The organism is Streptomyces sp. V2I9 (genome assembly GCF_030817475.1).
Taxonomy (GTDB): domain Bacteria; phylum Actinomycetota; class Actinomycetes; order Streptomycetales; family Streptomycetaceae; genus Streptomyces.
The window spans coordinates 6140946-6157596 of sequence record NZ_JAUSZJ010000002.1; the positions used below are offsets into that span (position 1 = coordinate 6140946).

The window sequence follows — 16651 nt, forward strand, 5'->3', positions numbered from 1 at the left end:
AGCGTGCGGGCGGTGCCGCGAGCGGGCTTCCGCGGAGGGCGCGGGGCGGGCTTGACCGCGGTGCGAGACTTCCGGCATGGACAGGGGGCGTGAGTCGCGGTGGGAGAAGGACGCGATGACGGTGGAGATCGTCTTCGCGCTGCTGGCCGCCGCCGTCCTGGCCGGGGCGGTCTTCGCCGTCGCCGTGGCCCTCACCCTCGTCCTCGGCCTCTCCGGTCCGGCGTCCGAAGGGGTACGGACCGGGGGAGTGCCGGCGGGAGCGGCGGTCGGGGTGGCGCACCTGGTCCGGGTGCTGCGCCGCTTCGACGCGGAGCGCCGTAAGGGTCACTGACGGCCGGGGCCATCGGTGGCCCGGCGGCATGGAATCGTTCGGCGGCCGGCCCCGGAAGGGTGACGGGGTCTCGGCCGGCCCCGGAAGGGTGACGGGATCTTCGGTGGAGGGTGGCCCCCCGCCGGCGCCAGCGGTCGCGCCCCCAGCCCGCGGCCGTACGGCTGGCGTGTGATCCCCGACGGACCGCCACGTGACCGGGAGGGCCCGCCCATGGCCGCCGAGTTCGCCGGTCTCCCGCTCGACTGCGCCGAGCCGGTCGGCCCCGCCCGTTTCCGGTGCGCGGTGCTCGACCACCGCGTTCTCTCCACCCGCTGGCCCTGAGCCCTCCCCGCCCCGATTTTGAGCGGCCCTGCCCGAGGTGATTGGCTCAGCACACCCCCCGAACCACGGATAGCTGGAGGAACAGCCATGGCGCAGGTCGAGGCGACGACGGAGCGGATCATCGCGGCGGACGCGGACACGGTGTTCGACGCCCTGGCCGACTACAAGGACGTCCGTGGCAAGGTGCTGACCGGGCACTTCAGCGAGTACGAGGTCCGCGAGGGCGGCGACGGCGAGGGCACCCTCGTCCACTGGAAGCTCCAGGCGACCAGCAAGCGCGTCCGCGACTGCCTGCTGGAGGTCAGCGAGCCGACCGATGGGCAGCTCGTCGAGAAGGACCGCAACTCCTCCATGGTCACCACCTGGACCGTCACCCCGGCCGGTGAGGGCCGGTCCAAGGCCGTCGTGGTCACGGTCTGGGACGGCGCGAGCGGCATCGGCGGCTTCTTCGAGCGCACCTTCGCGCCCAAGGGACTCGGCCGGATCTACGACGAGCTCCTCCAGAACCTCGCCACCGAGGTCGAGAAGTAACTCCCCCTGCCCGCACCGGAGGTCGAGCACTCTCCGGTGCCGGGCCGGCCTCACCGGAACGGGTGGTTTTCCGGAGCGGCCGGTGGTGCGCCGTAGCGGCTCCCACCGGGGCATAAGCCCTTCGCGCTCTCCGCGTACGCCCCTCGTCACGTTTGCCCCGCCTTGCCGCGCGATGCGAGAAATGGGCGGCGCAGGCGCGACGAGGGGAGCGGCACGTGGTGGGTGGGATCACGCTGGAGAAGGACGAGCCGGACGGGCCGGGGCCGGACCGTTCAGCACCGGACGGCCCGGCTCCGCACGCTCCGGCGCTCGGAACCCCGGCTCCGGACGCCACGACGGCGGCCGTCGAAGCGCTCGCCGTACCACCCCCGCCGCCCCCGGCGTCCCGACCCGGTCCGGACGCCGCGGAGATCAGCCCCCGCACGATCCGCATGGTCTTCCTCGGGCTGATGCTCACCCTGCTGCTCGCGGCGCTCGACCAGATGATCGTCGCCACCGCCCTGCCGAAGATCGTCGGTGAGCTGCACGGGCTGGAGAAGATGTCCTGGGCGGTCACCGCCTACCTCCTCGCCTCCACCATCGTCCTGCCGCTGTACGGCAAGCTCGGCGACCTCTTCGGACGCAAGGGCGTCTTCCAGTTCGCCATCGTCGTCTTCATCATCGGCTCCGCCCTCGCGGGCTGGTCACGCACCATGGACGAACTGATCGCCTTCCGCGCCCTCCAGGGCATCGGCGGCGGCGGGCTCATGATCGGCGTCCAGGCGATCATCGCGGACATCGTCCCGGCGCGGGAGCGCGGCCGCTACATGGGCCTCATCGGCGCGGTCTTCGGCCTCGCCTCGGTCGCCGGGCCCCTGCTCGGCGGGTTCTTCACCGACCACGCCTCCTGGCGCTGGTGCTTCTACGTCAACGTCCCGTTCGGCCTGGTCACTCTGGCCGTCATCGCGGTCGTCCTCAAGCTGCCCCGGCCCGACGTCCGGCCCCGCCTCGACGTCCTGGGCGCGGTGCTCCTCGCCGTCGCCTCCACCTGCCTGGTGCTGGTGACCAGTTGGGGCGGCACCGAGTACGCCTGGGGCTCGGGCACCATCCTGACCCTCGCTGCGGGAGCGGTCGCCTCCACCGTGCTGTTCGTCGCCGCCGAACGCCGGGCCGCAGAACCGATCATTCCGCTGCGGCTGTTCCGCGACTCCGTCTTCAACGTCAGCGGCCTGGTCGGCGCGGTCGTCGGCATCGCGCTCTTCGGGGCCGCCAGCTACCTGCCCACCTACCTCCAGATGGTCGACGGCGTCAGCGCCACCGAATCCGGACTGCTGATGCTCCCGATGATGATGGGCATCGTCGGCGGTTCCATCGTCTCGGGCCAGCTCATCACCCGCACCGGCCGCTACCGGATCTACCCGATCGCCGGCTGCGCCGTCTCCGCCGTCGGCATGGGGCTGCTCTCGCTGCTGGAGGCGGACACCTCCGCCCTCGCCCACAGCTTCTACCAGGCCGTTCTCGGCATCGGCATCGGACTGGTCATGTCCGTCCTGGTGCTCGCCGTCCAGAATTCCGTACGTCCCTCGGACCTCGGCACCGCCACCAGCGCCAACAACTACTTCCGGCAGATCGGCGGCAGCGTCGGCGCGGCCGTCTTCGGCACGCTGTTCGCCGGACGGCTCTCCGACGCGCTCGGCGTACGGCTGCCCACGGGCGCCGAACTGCCCGACCCCGAGTCGATCACCCCGCAGATCGTCCACGCGATGGAACCCGCCCTGCGCGACGCCTACATCCAGGCGTACGTGGACGCGATGCCGCGCATCTTCCTCTACCTCGTGCCGGTGCTCGTTCTCGGCCTGGTCCTCGCCTTCTTCCTCAAGGAGAAACCGCTGGTGTCCCACCACAGTCCCGAAGCCGCCGCCGAGACCACGGCGCCGATCCCCGCCGCCCGCGCCGACTCCGCCCGGCCCGCCGCGGGCCATCCCTCCGGGGTCCCGGTGCACGGCCGCGTCCAGCACCCCGACGGCACCACCGTCCCCCGCGCCGCCCTCACCCTCATCGACGTCCAGGGACGGCAGATCGGACGCGGGGGCAGCGGCGACGACGGCCGGTACGCGCTGAGCGTTCCCGGCTCCGGCTCGTACGTCCTGATCGCCGCCGCCGGCGGACACCAGCCGCAGGCCGTCAGCGTCACCGTGGGCGAGCGCCCCGTCGAACTGGACGTGGTCCTCGGGGGCGCCGGACGCCTCGCCGGGTCCGTCCTCACTCCCGACGGGGCCCCGGTCCAGGACGCGGCCGTCACCCTCACCGACGTACGCGGCGAGGTCGTCGCCTCCACCCGCACCGGCCGCGAGGGCGGATACGTCATCGGCGAGCTGATCGCGGGCGAGTACACCCTCGCCGCCAGCGCCCCCGCCTTCCGCCCGGCCGCCCTCCCGGTCAGCGTGCAGGCCGCCCGCGAGACCCGGCAGGACATCGAGCTGGCGGGCGGGGCCGTCCTGCGCGGCGTCGTCCGGGCCACCGGCGGACGCCCCGTCGAGGACGCCCGCGTCACCCTGCTCGACGCGGCGGGCAACGTGGTGGACACCCTCACCACCGGGGCGGACGGCTCGTTCCGGTTCGTCGACCTGTCGTCCGGCGAGTACACGGTGATCGCCGCCGGCTACCCGCCGGTCGCCACCGTCCTCCAGGTCGCGGGCGGCGGCCGCACCGAACGGGACCTCCAGCTGGGCCACGAGGACTGAGCCGGGCGGGCCGGGAACGTACAGGGCCGGGGAAACGCCGGGGCGTAGGAGTCCGAGGGCCTACGGGTACGGGCGTGCAGAGGTGTACGGGGGCCGGGGCGATGCCGCCCCGACGCGCATCGATCCATGCCGCTCCCGGCGGAACCCGCCCCCGGGTCGCCCCGGCTCGCCCCGCCCCCGGTGTCGCCTTCGGCTCACTCCGCGCCCGTGTCCTCCCGCAGCAGCCGCATCAGCGCCCGCGCCGCCGGGCCCGTGCTCCGGGTCGCCGGAAGCACCGCCACGCTCTCGTACACCGGCCGGGCCCCGCCGGCCAGCTCCACCGTGACCAGCCGCGCCGCCTCCGGCTTACGGGAGAAGTGGTGCGGCACCACCGCGATCCCCAGCCCCTCCTGGACCAACTCCAGCAGGCTGTGCACGTCGTTGACCTCCAGGCCCACCGTCCGCCGCACCCCCGCCGCCCCGAACGCCCCGTCGGCGGCCCGCCGGGGGCCCCAGTCCGGGTGGAAGTCGATGAACGACGCCCCCGCCAACTCCGCCCACCCCACCTCGGAACGGCCCGCGAGCGGATGTTCCGCCGAGCACAGCAGCACCAGCGGCTCCCGTGCCAGCGGCACCAGCTCCCCGCGCCACTCGGCCGGATCGACCGTCGCCGCGAACGCCAGGTCGAGCCTTCCGCCCGCCACCCCGTCCAGCAGACTGCTGGTGCCCTCCTGCCGCAGCCGCAGCTCCATCTGCGGATGATCCCGGTGGAACGCGGCCAGCAGCCGCGCCGGACTCACGCCCGCCACGCACTGTTCGACCCCCACCGTCAGCGTTCCGCGCAGCAATCCCCGCACGGCGTCGACCGCCTCCCGCGCCGCCCGCGCGCCCGCGAGCGTGCGCTCCGCCTCCACCAGTAGCGCCCGCCCCGCCTCGGTGAGCCGGACCGTGCGGGTGGTCCGGCTGAACAACGGGGTCCGCAGTTCCTGCTCCAGCGCCCGTACGGAGGCGGAGAGCCCGGACTGGGAGACGGCGAGGCGTTCGGCGGCCCGCGTGAAGTGCTGCTCCTCGGCCACGGCGACGAAGTGCTCCAGCTGACGCAGTTCCATGATTGAGCAATGTAGGCGATGAATCCGAGCGGAATCTCCTGTTGGACCGCTGGATCCATCTGCGGAACCCTGGAGTCCGCCCTCCCCGCGCGCGCCGTTCCCGGCACGCACCCCCGTACCCCTCCCGCGGAGCCCCGTATGTACCTGCCGTCCGCCGACCGCTACTCCGCCATGCCCTACCGGCGCACCGGCCGCAGCGGTCTGCTGCTGCCCGCGCTCTCCCTCGGCCTCTGGCACAACTTCGGGGGCGACAGGACCCCCGACACCCAGGGCGCCATCCTGCGCCGCGCCTTCGACCTCGGCATCACCCACTTCGACCTGGCCGACAACTACGGCCCCCCGCCCGGCTCCGCCGAACTCACCCTGGGCCGCGCCCTGGCCACCGACTTCGCCCGCCTCCGCGACGAGCTGGTCATCTCCACCAAGGCCGGCTACCACATGGGGGACGGGCCGTACGGGGAGTGGGGCTCGCGCAAGCACCTGCGCTCCTCGCTCGACCAGAGCCTCAAGCGCCTCGGCGTCGAGTACGTGGACGTGTTCTACTCCCACCGGCCCGACCCGGACACCCCGCTCGAAGAGACGATGGGCGCGCTCGACACCGCCGTACGGCAGGGCAAGGCCCTCTACGTCGGCCTCTCCAACTACTCCGCGGCACAGACCCGCGAGGCCGCCGCGATCCTGGACGACCTCGGCACCCCGCTCCTCATCCACCAGCCCCGCTACTCGATGCTCGACCGCCGCATCGAGGACGACGGGCTGCCGGACGTCCTGGACGAGCTGGGCGTCGGCTCCATCGCGTACTCCCCGCTGGAGCAGGGCATCCTCACCGACCGCTATCTGAACGGCATCCCGGCCGGTTCGCGGGCGGCGGGCGACAGCCCGTTCCTGACCGCCGACGCCGTCACCCCGCAGCTGGTGGAGCGGCTGCGCGCGCTCGACGCCCTGGCACGGGAGCGCGGCCAGTCACTCGCACAGCTGGCCCTGGCATGGGTGCTGCGCGGCGGCCGGCTCACCTCCGCCGTCGTCGGCGCGAGCAGCGTGACCCAGCTGGAGAACAGCGTCGCGGCCACCCGGAACCTGGACTTCACCGAGGACGAGCTGTCCCGGATCGAGGAGCTGCTGCGGGGCGCGGAGACCGGCTGACACACGGCCGGGCGCGGCGGTGGACGGGGTGTTCCGGCGGGCCCGCCGCAAGTCCGCCGGACACCACCTAGGGTCGGGTGCATGAGCGAACAGGAGCAGCCCCGCCGCGAGCAGGGAGCGGGCGCGGCCGACCGCCCGCCGACCGCCTCGGAGATCACCCTGGACACGGTGGATCCGGATCATCCCGACGCCCGGCACTGCCTGCGCGCCTACTTCTCCGAGCTGGCCGCGCTGCTGGACACCGGGTTCGAGCCCGGCCGCAGCCTGCTGCCCGACGCGGGGCTCCTCCGCCCGCCGAGCGGCCTCTTCCTGGTCGCCCGGCTGCACGGCGAACCCGTCGGCTGTGCCGGCCTGAAACTGCCGACCGGTGCTCCGGCCGAGGTGAAGCGGATGTGGGTGTCCCCGGCGGTGCGGGGACTGGGGCTCGGCCGCCGGTTCCTCGCCGAACTGGAGGGGCGGGCCGCCGCGCACGGCCACGAGCTGCTGCGCCTGGACACCAACGCGAGGCTCGGCGCGGCGAGCGGGCTGTACCGGTCCTGCGGATTCCAGGAGGTGGCCGCCTTCAACGACGAGCCGTACGCCCATCACTGGTTCGAGAAGCGGATCAAACCTGCCGCCGCGCATTGACGCGCCAGGCGGCACCACCGGCGCGACCACCGAGGCCGAACCACCGACCGCCGCCACCGACCCCGCTGCCGACCCCGCCGGTCAGGTCCGGCCGAAGACCGGCCCGACCGGCCCGCACCGGGCGGAGGACCGGGGCCGGTCGGGCGGCATCAGACGGCGGTGCCGGGGCACACGCGGATCATGCGGATTTCCCCAGCACCGCCCCTTTCCTCCCGCGCGGGAGGCACGAGCCCCCAGCCCTGCCCCGCCGGCGTCCGGAGCGGGGGCCGGCCCGGAGAGGGGCCCCCGCGCCGGCGCCGCCGTCCCGGCGCCCTCCGCCGTCGCTGGGCCCGGACGAGGCGACGGGCGCGTACGCTCGCCGCCCTGGAGTGGACCTCGTGTTCCCCGGGAGACGGCGGCGGCGAGCACCAATTGCTCCTGGTCCACCACCGCAAGGTCGTCGGGGAGATCTCGTACCGGCTGTGCACCCGCTGCCCGGCCGGCCTGCTGACGACGACCCGTATCGACACCCCGCTGCCGGAGGGGTCCGTGGCCCGCAGGGTCCTGTCCCACCTGCGCTTCCGCCACCCGGACCGGACCTGGCTGCCGTCGGCGTCCCCGGCCCGGACGGGCCGGAACCTCCGTGGCCGCACCGTCGGTCCCGCCCTCTGCCCCGGCCACACCGAAGCCCGCCCCTCCACCGCCCGACAGGGCACGGCCGCCACGCCGGACGGGCACGTCGCAGCCCACCGCTGAAGGGCCCTTCCGGCCGCTCAGCGCCCCGCCGTCACCGCCGTCCTCACCAGTTCCCCCACCTGGCGCACGATGTCCGAGCGGTTGCGTTCGAAGTCCGGGTCGGTGACCGTCCCCGTCCGGGGGTCCGTGTTCTCCGCGCCGAACCGCAGGACCGGGGTGTGCAGGTGACCGCCCGGCAGGTGCGGCAGCCCGAGCCGGTCGCGCAGCAGGGTGGCCCGGAAGGCGATCTCGTTGGAGAGGTAGTCGCCGCCGCCCCCGGCCCGCGCCGCCGAGCCCGGCGTGGGCCCGTCCGGCCTGGTCACCGGCTGGGTGCCGCCCGCCGGGATCTCGGTGACCTCGGTGTTGTCGTACACCGGGAAGCGTCCCGTCTCCGCTTCGGTGAGCTGCCGGTACGGGAGGGTGGTGGAGGTCCACTGCGGCCGGGTGTCCGGGTCGGCCACCGGGACGGGTCCGGTGCTCGCCGTGTTCTCGTTGTCGGGAAAGCCGCCGCGCCAGGCGCCGTTGGTGCGCTCCACGTCGAAACGGCCGGGGCGGCCCTGGCTGACCGTGGTGAACAGGTCCAGCCGCGGCAGGTGCCGCGCCAGGGTCCGTTCGACGACGCCCTCGGCGAAGTCCGACCAGCGCACCGGGAAGACGACGGTCTCGATCCGGGCCGGCCCGTCCGCCGTCCGCACCACTGTGCCGTCCAGGGCGAGTGCGCTCGCGCCCGAGGGATTGCCGATCCGGACGTCCCGGTCCAGCGTGAACGGGTCGAAGCCGGTGACGAGCACCCGCTTCATCCGCCGGTCCGGGAAGCGGATCTCCCGCTCGCCGCGCGAGGCGCTCTCCAGAGCGGTGTGCAGGGCCTTCCGCTGTTCGTCGCCGAGCGCGAACGGTGGTGTCCACGAACGCAGTTCGCGGCTGAGGGCCAGCCGCGCCCAGTACAGCGGCCGGTCGTCGCCCCGGCTCAGGTCACCCGTGGCGGGACCCCGTCCCCGCGCGCGGTCCACGGCGCGCCGCCACAGTGCCGAGGCGTGCCGCGTGACCGTCCGCTCGGCCTGCGCGTAGCCGCCGGTGCCCTCCAGGGCCCTCCCGAAGCGCGGGGCGAGGGCGTCGAAGCCGCTGCGCCGGAGGATCTCCCGCGGCGCGGCCCGGTCGAGGCGCTGCTCCTCGACGGTCACCGCCCGGGGGGTGCGGGCGGTGACCGCCGGGGCGGCGGCAGTGGGCCGGGCGGAGCCCGCCAGGACGAGCAGGAGCGCCAGGCCGCCGATACCGAGCCGGGCCGCCGCGGGGGAGTGGTGGGTCACACGGGTCCTTCCGATCGAGCGATGGTGCGCAGTATCGCCGCACGGCCCGGCGCGATGCCAGAGGGCGGGCGCCCCGCGGAACGACCGCCGCCCACCCGCTCGGCGGCGCCGGACACGTCCCGGCGCGCCCCGGACACGTCCCGGCGCGCCCCGGACACCCACCGATCCGGACCGATGGCGCGCCGCCCCTCCCTGGCCCGAGCCGCTCACGGGGCGTACGGTGTGGCGGCATGAAGATCCTCATCAGCGCCGACATGGAAGGCGCCACCGGAGTCACCTGGCCGGCCGACGTGCTGCCGGGGACCCCGCAGTGGGAGCGCTGCCGTTCGATGTTCACGTCCGACGTGAACGCCGCGGCCCTCGGCTTCTACGACGGTGGCGCCGACGAGGTGCTGGTGAACGAGGCCCACTGGTCGATGCGCAACCTGCTGCTGGAGCACATGGACGAACGGGTCGAGATGCTCACCGGCAAGCACAAGTCGCTGTCCATGGTGGAGGGCATCCAGCACGGCGACGTGGACGCGGTGGCCTTCGTCGGCTACCACACCGGGGCCGGCACGGAAGGCGTCCTCGCCCACACCTACCTCGCCAACTCCATCACCGGGGTCTGGCTCAACGGCACCCGAGCGAGCGAGGGGCTGCTCAACGCACACGTCGCCGCCGAGTACGGGGTGCCCGTCGTCCTCGTCACCGGCGACGACCTGACCTGCGTGGACGCCGACGGGTACGCGCCGGACGCCCGGAAGGTCGCCGTCAAGGACTACGTCTCCCGGTACGCGGCCGTCTGCCGCACCCCCCGCCCGTACCGCCGCCGACATCCGGGCGGCGGCCCGGAGCGCCACCGCGCTCGCGGGCCGGCGGGACCCTGTCACCGGCGGGACGTTCACCGTGGAGCTGGAGTTCGACGCCGAACACCTGGCGGCGGCGGCCACCGTCGTTCCCGGAGTCGCGGCGAGCGGCGAGAGGCGCGTCGCGTACACCAGCGCGACGATGTACGAAGGAATTCGCACGTTCAAGGCGGTGACGACGATCGTGTCGGCCGCCGTGGAGGAACAGTATGGCTGAGGCCCCCGACCCGCTCGGACCCGTGGACCAGCAGGCGCTCGACGAAGTGGTGGCGTTCACCTCCGAGCTGATCCGGATCGACACCACCAACCGGGGCGGCGGCGACTGCCGGGAGCGCCCCGCCGCCGAGTACGTCGCCGAGCGCCTCGCGGACGCCGGGATCGAGCCGACGCTGCTGGAGCGCACCCCCGGCCGGACCAACGTGGTCGCCCGGATTCCCGGCACCGACCCCACCGCCGACGCACTCCTCGTCCACGGCCACCTCGACGTGGTGCCCGCCGAACCCGCCGACTGGAGCGTGCACCCCTTCTCCGGCGAGGTCCGCGACGGGGTCGTGTGGGGGAGGGGCGCCGTCGACATGAAGAACATGGACGCGATGGTCCTCTCCGTCGTCCGGGGCTGGGCCCGCGAAGGGTTCCGCCCCGCGCGCGACATCGTCATCGCCTACACCGCCGACGAGGAGGACAGCGCCGCCGACGGATCCGGCTTCCTCACCGAGGAGCACGCCGGCCTCTTCGAGGGCTGTACCGAGGGCATCAGCGAGTCCGGGGCCTTCACCTTCCATGCCGGCGAAGGGCTCTCGCTCTACCCGATCGCGGCGGGCGAACGCGGCACCGGCTGGCTGAAGCTCACCGCCGAGGGCCGGGCCGGGCACGGCTCCAAGGTCAACCGGGAGAACGCGGTGAGCGCGCTCGCCGCCGCCGTCGCCCGGATCGGCGAGCACGCATGGCCCATCCGCCTCACCCCGACCGTCCGCGCCGCGATCACCGAGATCGCCGCGCTGCACGGCATCACCGCCGACCTCGACGACCCCGGCTTCGACGTCGCCCAACTGCTCGGCAAGCTCGGCCCGGCCGCATCCCTCGTCGAGAACACGATCCGCAACAGCAGCAACCCGACGATGATGGACGCCGGCTACAAGGTCAACGTCATCCCCGGCCATGCCACCGCCTTCGTCGACGGGCGGACGGTCCCCGGCGGCGACGACGAGTTCCACGCCACCCTGGACCGGCTCACCGGCCCGGCGGTCTCCTGGGAGTTCTACCACCGTGAGCAGGCCCTGACGGCCCCGGTCGACTCCCCGACGTACGCCAGACTGCGCGCCGCCGTCGAGCGGTTCGACCCGGACGCGCACACCGTGCCGTACTGCATGTCGGGCGGCACCGACGCCAAGCAGTTCTCCCGCCTCGGCATCACCGGCTACGGCTTCACCCCGCTGAAGCTGCCCGTCGGCTTCGACTACCAGCGGCTCTTCCACGGCGTCGACGAGCGCGTCCCCGTCGACGCCCTGCACTTCGGCGTCCGCGTCCTCGACCACTACCTGCGCACCGCCTGACCGAATCGTCCCCGGGGGGAACGACCTACGTGAACACCGTGCCCGCAGCAGCCCCGTACGGCACCTGGCCGTCACCGATCGACGCGGCGCTCACCGCCACGCACGACGGCCGCCCCGACCACCTCGGCACCGTCGGCGACGAGATCTGGTGGACCGAGCCGCGCCCCGCCGAGGGGGGCCGGCGCGCCCTCGTCCGCCGCCGCGCCGACGGCACCACCGTCCCCGTGCTGCCCGCCCCCTGGAACGCCCGCAGCCGGGTCGTCGAGTACGGGGGGCAGCCCTGGGCCGGCACGGTCCGCGAGGGCGGCGAACCCCTCGCGGTCTTCGTCAACTTCACCGACCAGCGGCTGTACGCCTACCTCCCGGACGGGCCGGACGAGCCGTGGCCGCTCACCCCGGTCTCGGACATCGGCGGCGGGTTGCGCTGGGTGGACCCGCAGATCCGCCCCGAGCGCGGAGCGGCCGGTGAAGTCTGGTGCGTACTGGAGGAGTTCACCGGGCCGGCGCCCACCGACGTGCGACGCGTGGTCGCCGCCGTGCCGTTGGACGGCTCGGCGGCCGACGACCGCTCGAAGATCCGCGAACTCTCCGACGACCGCCACCGGTTCGTCACCGGACCCAAGGTCTCCCACGACGGGCGGCGGGCGGCCTGGATCGCCTGGGACCACCCCGAGATGCCCTGGGACGGCACGGTGGTCATGCTGGCCGAGATCACCGGCACGGGCGAGTTCACCGCGATCCGGCCCCTCGTCGGGGCCCGTGACGAAGCGGTCTGCCAGGTGGAGTGGGACCGCGACGGCAGCCTCCTGTTCGTCTCGGACCTCTCCGGCTGGTGGGAGCTCCAGCGCATCCGCCCCGACGCCGTCGCGGGGGGCGTGCTCCCCAGCAGCCGCCTCCTGCCGCCGCGGGGCGAGGAGTTCGGCGGGCCGCTGTGGAAGATCGGGCTGCGCTGGTTCCACCCGCTGGACAACGGGCTGATCGCCGTCCTGCACGGCAAGGGCGACCACCGCCTCGGCATCCTCGACCCCGAGACGGGCGAACTCGCCGACACTCCGGGCCCCTGGACCACCTGGGCCGACACGCTCGCCGTGCACGGCAGCCGGGTCGTCGGCGTCGCGGCGAGCCCTCGCAGCGCGCCCGAGGTCGTCGAACTGGACACCGCCACCGGGCGCACCCGCACCATCGGCGCACCCCACCGGGACGCGGTGGACCCCGGCTACTACCCCCGGCCGGAGAGCCGGACCTTCACCGGCCCCGACGGCCAGGAGATCCACGCCCACATCCACCCGCCGCACCACCCCGAACTCACCGGCCCCGAGGGCGAGAAACCGCCGTACGTCGTCTCGGTGCACGGCGGACCCACGGGGTACGCGCCGCTCGCCCTCGATCTGGGGGTCGCCTACTTCACCTCACGCGGCATCGGAGTCGCCGTCGTGAATTACGGCGGTTCCACCGGCTACGGGCGCGCCTACCGCGAGCGCCTGCGCGGAGAGTGGGGCGTCGTCGACGTGGCGGACTGCGCGGCCGTCGCCTCGGCCCTGGTCGAGGAGGGCGCGGCCGACCCGGACAGGCTCGCGATCCGAGGTGGCAGCGCGGGAGGGTGGACCACCGCCGCCTCGCTGACCGGCACCGACCTGTACGCCTGCGGAACGATTCTCTTCCCGGTGCTGGACCTGGAGGGGTGGGCCACCGACGAGACCCACGACTTCGAATCGCGGTACCTGGACTCTCTCGTCGGCCCGTTCGCCGACGTGCCCGAGCGCTACCGGGAACGCTCCCCGCTCCACCGCGCCGACCGGCTGAACACCCCGTTCCTGCTGCTCCAGGGCCTGGACGACGTGATCTGCCCGCCTGCCCAGAGCGAGCGGTTCCTCGCCGCCGTGGCCGGCCGGGGCGTGCCCCACGCCTACATCGCCTTCGCGGGGGAGAGCCACGGATTCCGCCGCGTGGAGACCCTCGTCCGCGCGCTGGAGGCCGAACTCTCCCTCTATGCGCAGACGTTCGGCATCGACCGCCCCGACGTGCCGCCTCTGGAGCTGACCACGTGACCCGCGAGGACCGCGCACCGGCCACCCGGCTCGCCCGGCCGGCCCGGCTGCGCCCCGGCTCGCGGGTCGCCGTCGTCGCACCCAGCGGCCCCGTCCCGGCCGACCGGCTGGAGGCGGGGACCGCCATCCTGCGCGACTGGGGCCTCGACCCCGTGGTCGGCCGCCATGTGCGGTCCACGCACCCGGAGTTGGACTACCTCGCCGGCACGGACGCGGAGCGCGCAGCGGACCTCCAGGCCGCCTGGTGCGACCCGTCCGTCGAGGCCGTGTTCTGCGCGCGGGGAGGGTACGGCGTCCACCGCATGGTCGATCTGCTCGACTGGGCGGCGATCCGGGCCGCCGGGCCCAAGGTCTTCGTCGGCTACAGCGACATCACCGTGCTGCACGAGGCGTTCGCCCTGCGCGCCGGGTTCGTGACGCTGCACGGCCCGATGGTCGCCACGGAGACCTTCCTCCAGGACGCGCCGACCCGCGAGCACCTGCGCGCCACCCTCTTCGCACCCGAGACCGTGCTCACCCTCGGCCTGGACACGGCCGGGCCCCTGGTCCCCGGACGGGCCGAAGGCGTCCTGTACGGCGGCTGCGTCAGCCTGCTCGCCGCCGACACCGGCACCCCGGGCGGGCGGACCCACGCCCGCGGCGGACTGCTGGCGATCGAGGACACCGGCGAGGAGCCCTACCGCCTCGACGGCATCCTCACCCGGCTCCTGAGGTCCGGAGCCCTGACCGGCGTCGCCGGGATCGCCTGCGGCTCCTGGCAGCTCTGCGGACCGTACGAGAGGATCCGCCCGGTGCTCGCCGACCGGCTCGGCACCCTGGGCATACCCGTGGTCGAGGAGCTGGGGTTCGGGCACGGCCCCACGGCGCTGACGATCCCCCTGGGCGTCCCCGCGGTGCTCGACGCGCCCGCGGACGGAGGACGCTGCACGCTGACCGTCCGGACGCCCGCCCTGCGCTGACCCTCCTCGGCCTCTCCCGTATCCGCTTCTGCTTCCGCGCCCGCGCGAGCCTGTGTGGGTGTTTTCGCGCACGGAAGCGGTGAACAACCGTCAAAGGCCGCTGACCGGTGCGTTGACACGCAGTGAGCTGCGTCACAGCATGGGAGCGGCCCACTGCTTTTCGGCCGGTAAGGCCCTCGGTGTGGAGGTCTTCGTGTCAAGTGTTGTCTCCCGTGTGCGCGGCCCGCTCGCGGTGGTCGCCGGGGCGGCCCTCGCCGCCCCCCTCGTCCTCTCCGGCCCGGCCCGCGCCGAGGCCGCCCCGTACACCGTCACCCCGCTGACGTTCACCGTCGAGGCGGGCGACCGCACCTGCACGGTGGACGCCGACCTCTACCGGCCCGCCGGGGCCGGCGCCGACCGCCCCGCCCCCGCGGTCCTCGCCACCAACGGCTTCGGCGGCAGCAAGTCCGACGGCTCCACCGACGCCATCGGCAAGGCGTTCGCCGAGCGCGGCTACATCGGTCTCGTCTACTCGGGCCTCGGCTTCGGCCGGTCCGGCTGTCTGATCACCCTCGACGACCCCGCCGTCGACGGACGGGCGGCCACGGAACTCATCGACTTCCTCGGGGGAGTTCGCGCGGCCGACGACGGCACGAAGGTCGACTACGTCATCCGGGACGCCGAGGGCGATCCGCGCGTCGGCATGATCGGCGGTTCCTACGGCGGCGCGATCCAACTGGCCACCGCCGCGGTTGATCCGCGCCTCGACGCGCTGGTCCCCCTGATCACCTGGAACGACCTCGCCTACGCCCTCGCCCCCAACAGCACCGGCGCGCGCACCGGCGTCACCTCCGACACCCCCGGCGTCTTCAAGTGGCAGTGGGCCAACGGCTTCTACCTGATCGGCGAAGGCCAGCCGCTCCTCCAGCCGAGCCTCGACCCCTCCCGGATCAACCGGCTGGACTGCCTGCACTTCGCCACCCGCGCCTGCGAGACCGTCCGCCTCCTCAACTCCGGCCGCTTCCCCGCCGAGCGGACCGAGCGGATGCTCGCCTACGCGCGCGGCGTCTCACCCGTCTCCTACCTCCACCGGGTCAAGGCGCCCACCCTCCTCGTCCAGGGCCAGGCGGACAGCCTCTTCAACCTCAACGAGGCCACCGCCACCTACCGGACCCTCAAGGCGCAGGGCACCGAGACCAAGATGATCTGGCAGTCCTGGGGGCACAGCGGCGGCCACGTACCCGGCGAACTCGACCTGAGCCAGGGCAATCTGGAGACCAGCCACGTCGGACGGCGGGTGCTCGCCTGGTTCGAACGCCACCTCCGCGCCAACACGGCCGCCGACACCGGGCCCGCCCTCTCCTACTACCGCGACTGGCAGAGCGGCTACGGCACCGCCGCGGACGTACCCGCCCTTTCGCGGACCCTCTACCTCTCCGGCGACGGCAAGCTCGTCGACAACCGCTCCGCGGTGGCGCGCGGCAGCCGCCAGTACACCAACTGGCTGGTGCCCACCAGCCACTCCGAAAGCTCCATCGCCCCGCTGATCGGCCTGCCCGACCCCGAGCCGTACGACACCAGGGGCACGTACCTCGGCTGGCGCACCGAACCCCTCACCGCCCCGCTCGACGTCGTCGGAGCCCCGAGGGCCACGCTGAAGGTCGTCTCCCCGAAGGCGGAACGGGTCCAGAACAGCGGCGACGCCTCCGACAAGCTCGTCCTGTTCACCAAGGTCTACGACATCGCCCCCGACGGCAGCCGCACGCTGGTGAACCGGCTCGTCGCCCCGGTCCGGGTCCCCGACGTCACCCGGCCGTTCACGGTCGAACTGCCGGGCATCGTCCACCGGTACGAGAAGGGGCACCGGCTGGAGTTCGTGATCGCCGCGAGCGACACCGCGTACTTCGGCAACCGGGGCGTCAAACCCGTCACCGTCGTGAGCGCCCCCGGGGACACCGGCGTACTGGAACTCCCGGTGGTCCCGGCCGGCTGACGCCTGCCCCCGTGCACCCGCCGGGGCCGTGCACCCGCCGGGAGGGACGCCTGCGGGCGGGAACCGGCCGTGGTCACCGGCCGGGGCGGATCAGAGGGACACCTCGCGGTCCGCGTACTCGAAGACCGAGCCGTCCGGGTGCAGGGCGATGAGGTTGCGGCCCGCCGGGGTCGGCACCGGTCCCGCGATGACCCGCGCACCCGCTCGGGTCAGCGCCTCGTTCGCCTCGTCCACGTTCTCGACGGCGATGGTCGCCCCCACCTTGCGCAGCACCTCCAGCTCCGACTCCGGCCCGCTCATCAGCAGGAAGCAGCCGATCGCGGCCACCGACACCCCGCCGCGCTCGAAACGCAGGGCCGCAGTGCCCGTCAGCCCTTCGTAGAAGGCCACCGCCGGTTCGAGGTCGTCGACGCAGATACGCAGCGTGGTTCCCAGGATCTCCATGGGACGAGGGTAGTTGGAGGCTGTCGCCGGTGTGATCGATTC

At 73.7% G+C, this 16651-nt stretch carries 12 protein-coding genes and 2 pseudogenes; 11 read left to right on the forward strand and 3 right to left on the reverse strand.

All coding sequences use genetic code 11. From position 1 onward, the window contains the following. Positions 1 to 76: 76 nt before the first annotated feature. The 3 genes from QFZ71_RS26780 (at position 77) to QFZ71_RS26790 (ending at position 3906) form a co-directional block, all read left to right on the forward strand. Positions 77 to 331, forward strand: a complete 255-nt coding sequence (locus tag QFZ71_RS26780; RefSeq protein ID WP_307670710.1) for a DUF6332 family protein — start codon at positions 77 to 79, stop codon at positions 329 to 331. A gap of 408 nt (positions 332 to 739) precedes the next feature. Then, complete coding sequence (locus tag QFZ71_RS26785; protein ID WP_098008540.1) at positions 740 to 1183, forward strand: SRPBCC family protein; 444 nt, start codon at positions 740 to 742, stop codon at positions 1181 to 1183. A 215-nt stretch (positions 1184 to 1398) separates the two neighbouring features. After that, positions 1399 to 3906 (forward strand): DHA2 family efflux MFS transporter permease subunit, encoded by a 2508-nt coding sequence (locus QFZ71_RS26790; protein WP_307670711.1) that lies wholly within the window; start codon positions 1399 to 1401, stop codon positions 3904 to 3906. A 194-nt stretch (positions 3907 to 4100) separates the two neighbouring features. On the opposite strand, the gene QFZ71_RS26795 is transcribed toward QFZ71_RS26790, so the two are convergent. Beyond that, positions 4101 to 4994, reverse strand: coding sequence for a LysR family transcriptional regulator (locus QFZ71_RS26795; RefSeq protein WP_307670712.1), 894 nt, complete (start codon positions 4992 to 4994; stop codon positions 4101 to 4103). A gap of 138 nt (positions 4995 to 5132) precedes the next feature. Here QFZ71_RS26795 and QFZ71_RS26800 point away from each other — a divergent pair, with 138 nt between their 5' ends. The 3 genes and pseudogenes from QFZ71_RS26800 (at position 5133) to QFZ71_RS26810 (ending at position 7499) form a co-directional block, all read left to right on the forward strand. Then, positions 5133 to 6137, forward strand: a complete 1005-nt coding sequence (locus tag QFZ71_RS26800; protein WP_307670713.1) for an aldo/keto reductase — start codon at positions 5133 to 5135, stop codon at positions 6135 to 6137. Positions 6138 to 6278: 141 nt separating this feature from the next. After that, positions 6279 to 6764 (forward strand): annotated as a pseudogene (locus QFZ71_RS26805) (GNAT family N-acetyltransferase); the annotation flags it as partial. Between the two features lie 411 nt (positions 6765 to 7175). Continuing rightward, the gene (locus QFZ71_RS26810; protein WP_307670714.1) at positions 7176 to 7499 is read left to right on the forward strand and encodes a hypothetical protein; all 324 of its coding nucleotides are present in this window, start codon (positions 7176 to 7178) and stop codon (positions 7497 to 7499) included. A gap of 17 nt (positions 7500 to 7516) precedes the next feature. Here the strand turns inward: QFZ71_RS26810 and QFZ71_RS26815 are convergent, their stop codons facing one another. Beyond that, on the reverse strand, positions 7517 to 8785 hold the full coding sequence (locus QFZ71_RS26815) for a pyroglutamyl peptidase (protein ID WP_307670715.1): 1269 nt from the start codon (positions 8783 to 8785) through the stop codon (positions 7517 to 7519). Between the two features lie 230 nt (positions 8786 to 9015). On the opposite strand from QFZ71_RS26815, the pseudogene QFZ71_RS26820 reads away from it, so the two are divergent. From QFZ71_RS26820 to QFZ71_RS26840, 5 genes and pseudogenes are all read left to right on the forward strand, one after another. Continuing rightward, positions 9016 to 9850: pseudogene (locus QFZ71_RS26820) on the forward strand (M55 family metallopeptidase). Continuing rightward, a complete protein-coding gene (locus tag QFZ71_RS26825) occupies positions 9843 to 11186 on the forward strand; it encodes a M20/M25/M40 family metallo-hydrolase (RefSeq protein WP_307670716.1) in 1344 nt (447 codons plus the stop codon). The pseudogene QFZ71_RS26820 and the gene QFZ71_RS26825 overlap by 8 nt, the downstream one beginning before the upstream one ends. Positions 11187 to 11215: 29 nt before the next feature. Further along, on the forward strand, positions 11216 to 13234 hold the full coding sequence (locus tag QFZ71_RS26830) for a S9 family peptidase (RefSeq protein WP_307670717.1): 2019 nt from the start codon (positions 11216 to 11218) through the stop codon (positions 13232 to 13234). Beyond that, positions 13231 to 14193, forward strand: coding sequence for an LD-carboxypeptidase (locus QFZ71_RS26835; protein WP_307670718.1), 963 nt, complete (start codon positions 13231 to 13233; stop codon positions 14191 to 14193). Before QFZ71_RS26830 ends, QFZ71_RS26835 begins: the two co-directional genes overlap by 4 nt. Before the next feature lie 214 nt (positions 14194 to 14407). Further along, a complete protein-coding gene (locus tag QFZ71_RS26840; protein WP_307671599.1) occupies positions 14408 to 16165 on the forward strand; it encodes a CocE/NonD family hydrolase in 1758 nt (585 codons plus the stop codon). A gap of 90 nt (positions 16166 to 16255) precedes the next feature. On the opposite strand, the gene QFZ71_RS26845 is transcribed toward QFZ71_RS26840, so the two are convergent. Next, on the reverse strand, positions 16256 to 16609 hold the full coding sequence (locus tag QFZ71_RS26845) for a VOC family protein (RefSeq protein ID WP_307670719.1): 354 nt from the start codon (positions 16607 to 16609) through the stop codon (positions 16256 to 16258). Between the last annotated feature and the right edge of the window lie 42 nt (positions 16610 to 16651).

Coding starts and splice junctions, on each gene's coding strand:
- QFZ71_RS26780 (WP_307670710.1), top strand. CDS start 77: ATGGACAGGGGGCGTGAGTCGCGGTGGGAGAAGGACGCGATGACGGTG.
- QFZ71_RS26785 (WP_098008540.1), top strand. CDS start 740: ATGGCGCAGGTCGAGGCGACGACGGAGCGGATCATCGCGGCGGACGCG.
- QFZ71_RS26795 (WP_307670712.1), bottom strand. CDS start 4,994: ATGGAACTGCGTCAGCTGGAGCACTTCGTCGCCGTGGCCGAGGAGCAG.
- QFZ71_RS26800 (WP_307670713.1), top strand. CDS start 5,133: ATGTACCTGCCGTCCGCCGACCGCTACTCCGCCATGCCCTACCGGCGC.
- QFZ71_RS26825 (WP_307670716.1), top strand. CDS start 9,843: ATGGCTGAGGCCCCCGACCCGCTCGGACCCGTGGACCAGCAGGCGCTC.
- QFZ71_RS26845 (WP_307670719.1), bottom strand. CDS start 16,609: ATGGAGATCCTGGGAACCACGCTGCGTATCTGCGTCGACGACCTCGAA.